The organism is Candidatus Methylomirabilota bacterium (genome assembly GCA_035315345.1).
Classification (GTDB): Bacteria; Methylomirabilota; Methylomirabilia; order Rokubacteriales; family CSP1-6; genus CAMLFJ01.
In genome coordinates, this window is sequence record DATFYA010000196.1 from 1 (window position 1) to 2,886 (window position 2,886).

General features: G+C 68.8%; 6 protein-coding genes. All 6 read left to right on the forward strand.

Features of this window, described 5'->3' with window-relative positions:
- On the forward strand, nucleotides 1-140 hold a 140-nt coding region (locus VKN16_25630; protein ID HME97604.1), incomplete at its 5' end, for an elongation factor Tu.
- A 3-nt stretch (nucleotides 141-143) separates the two neighbouring features.
- Nucleotides 144-464: a 30S ribosomal protein S10 gene (gene rpsJ, locus VKN16_25635; protein ID HME97605.1), complete on the forward strand. Its 321-nt coding sequence runs from the start codon at nucleotides 144-146 to the stop codon at nucleotides 462-464.
- A 31-nt stretch (nucleotides 465-495) separates the two neighbouring features.
- Nucleotides 496-1,170 carry a 50S ribosomal protein L3 gene (gene rplC, locus VKN16_25640; GenBank protein ID HME97606.1) on the forward strand — a complete coding sequence of 225 codons (675 nt, stop codon included), beginning with the start codon at nucleotides 496-498 and terminating at the stop codon, nucleotides 1,168-1,170.
- A gap of 2 nt (nucleotides 1,171-1,172) precedes the next feature.
- The gene (rplD, locus tag VKN16_25645) at nucleotides 1,173-1,799 is read left to right on the forward strand and encodes a 50S ribosomal protein L4 (GenBank protein ID HME97607.1); all 627 of its coding nucleotides are present in this window, start codon (nucleotides 1,173-1,175) and stop codon (nucleotides 1,797-1,799) included.
- Nucleotides 1,796-2,086, forward strand: a complete 291-nt coding sequence (gene rplW / locus VKN16_25650) for a 50S ribosomal protein L23 (protein HME97608.1) — start codon at nucleotides 1,796-1,798, stop codon at nucleotides 2,084-2,086. Before rplD ends, rplW begins: the two co-directional genes overlap by 4 nt.
- Nucleotides 2,087-2,090: 4 nt before the next feature.
- Nucleotides 2,091-2,886, forward strand: a 796-nt coding sequence (gene rplB / locus VKN16_25655) for a 50S ribosomal protein L2 (protein ID HME97609.1), incomplete at its 3' end; no start/stop codon positions are given.

Below are 2,886 nucleotides of genomic sequence, written 5' to 3' on the forward strand. Positions count from 1 at the left end.
AGATGGTGATGCCGGGGGACAACGTGACGATGGCGATCGAGTTGATCCAGCCGGTGGCGATGGAGAAGGAGCTGCGGTTTGCGATTCGGGAGGGGGGGCGGACGGTGGGGGCCGGGGTGGTCTCGGAGATCGTGGGCTAGCATATGGTCACCGTCAGCGCCGACCAGAAGATCCGCATCCGGCTGAAGGCCTACGACCACAACCTCCTCGACCGCTCCATGAAGGAGATCGTGGAGACGGTGCGCCGCACCGGCGCGCGGGTCACCGGGCCGGTGCTGCTGCCCACCATCATCAACCGGTGGACGGTGCTGCGCTCGCCGCACGTGGACAAGACCTCGCGCGAGCAGTTCGAGATGCGCACGCACAAGCGGCTCATCGACATCCTGGACCCGACCCCGCAGACAGTGGATGCGCTGATGAAGCTCGACCTGCCGAGCGGTGTCGACGTCGAGATCAAGCTCTAGAGAGAACCTCAGAGAGAACCTCGCCATGGCGATGAAGGAAGGGTTGATCGGGCGCAAGAAGGGGATGACCCAGGTCTTCGGGGACGACGGCAGTCTCATCCCGGTGACCGTGGTCGAGGCGGGGCCGTGCACGGTGGTGGGCCTTCGCACCAGGCCCACGCATGGCTACGACGCCCTCCAGCTCGGTTTCGAAACGCGGAAGAAGAATGCCACCAAGGCGATGGCCGGCGTGTACAAGAAGGCCGGGGTGCCCTCTCCGATGCGCGTACTGCGCGAGATCCGGCTCCAGAAGACGGAGGCGGTGAGCGCGTACCAGGTCGGTCAGACCCTGACCGTGGACCTGTTCAGCCCCGGCGAGCTGGTGGACGTGGTGGCGGACACGAAGGGCAAGGGCTTCCAGGGTGGCGTGAAGCGTCACGGCTGGTCCGGCGGCGATGCGACCCACGGCTCGATGTTCCACCGGGCGCCCGGCTCCATCGGCGCCTCGTCGGATCCCTCGCGGGTGTGGCCGGGCCACCACCTGCCGGGCCGCATGGGCGGCGAGCGTCGCACCGTGCTGAACGTCGCGGTGGTGCGGGTGATCCCCGAGCAGAATCTGGTCCTGCTCCGCGGCGCGGTTCCCGGCGCGATCGGCGGGCTCGTGATGGTGCGCAAGAGCGTGAAGCAGACCAAGGCGCAGCAGCAGAAGGCGAAAGAGGCCAAGTAGCGATGCCCAGCGTGCCCATCCTCGACGGCAAGGGGAAGTCGCAGACGCTCGATCTGTCCGACGCGGTGTTCGGCGCCACGCCCCGGGTCCCGCTCCTGCACCAGGCGGTGGTGAAAGAGCTCGCGGCGCGCCGGGCGGGCACGCACTCGACCCGCGGGCGCAGCCAGGTCTCCGGCGGAGGCCGCAAGCCCTGGAAGCAGAAGGGTACCGGCCGGGCGCGGCAAGGCTCGATCCGGGCGACCCAGTGGAAGGGCGGCGGCAAGCCGTTCGGTCCCCGCCCGCGGAAGTACGACAAGCTGATGCCCTCGGCGATGCGCCGCGCCGCGCTCCGCGAGGCGCTGGCCGCGAAGCTCGGCGACGGCTCGCTGTCGGTCATCGAGTCGCTGGGGGTGGCCGAGGCCAAGACCAAGACGCTGACCACGCGGCTGCGCGGGCTCGGCATCGACGGTCAGCCCACCCTGCTCGTCGTGGCCGAGGTGAACGACGCCCTGACCCGCGCCTCGCGCAACGTGCCGTGGCTGTCGGTGGAGCTGCCCGGTCACGCGTCGGTGTATCAAGTGATCCGAAGCGAGCGGGTGGTCTTCGAGAAGGCGGCGTTGCTCACCCTGCAGGAGACGCTCGAGCCATGAGGGATCCCCGGTCGGTGCTCGTTCGCCCGCTGATGACCGAGAAGAGCATGCAGCAGAAGGAAGCGCACAACATGGTCACCTTCGAGGTGGCGGTGGACGCCAACAAGGTGGAGATCCGCCACGCGGTGGAGAAGGTCTTCAACGTGAAGGTGGCCGACGTGCGCACCCAGGCCCGCGAGGGGAAGTGGAAGCGCATGGGGAAGTTCGAGGGCCGGCGCCGCAGCTGGAAGAAGGCGATGGTCACGCTCGCCCCCGGTCACAAGATCGAGCTCGTGGAGGGGGCATAGGGCCATGGGGATCCGCACCGTCAAGCCGACCTCGCCCGCCCGGCGCTACATGTCCTTCCTCACCAACGAGGAGATCACCAAGAAGACGCCGGAGAAGAGCTTGCTCCGGCCCAAGGGTCGGACGAACGGCCGCAACGTCTACGGCCGCATCACGGTGCGGCACCGGGGCGGCGGGGCCAAGCGCATGCTCCGCGACGTGGACTTCCGGCGTGAGAAGCTCGGGATCCCCGCGAAGGTGGCCGGCATCGAATACGACCCGAACCGCTCCGCCCGCATCGCCCTGCTGCACTACCGCGACGGCGAGAAGCGCTATATCATCGCGCCCCTGGGCCTCAAGCCGGGTGACGTGGTGATGTCGGGGCCGCAGGCCGACATCCTGCCGGGCAACGCCCTGCCGATCCGGAACATCCCGCTCGGCACGCTGGTGCACAACGTGGAGCTGCAGCCCGGCAAGGGCGGTCAGCTCTGCCGCAGCGCGGGCACCCTGGCCCAGCTGCTGGCCAAGGAAGGCGATCACGCGAACATCAAGCTGCCCTCCGGCGAGGTGCGGCAGGTGAAGCTCGACTGCATGGCCACCATCGGCCAGGTCGGCAACCTGGACCACGAGAACATCTCGATCGGCAAGGCGGGACGGGTGCGGTGGAAGGGCTTCCGTCCCACCGTCCGCGGCACCGTGATGAACCCGGTGGACCATCCGATGGGCGGCGGCGAGGGTCGGGGCAAGGGCAACCATCCCATGACGCCCTGGGGCAAGCCGACCAAGGGGGCCAAGACGCGGCGCCGCCAGCAGTCGGACCGCT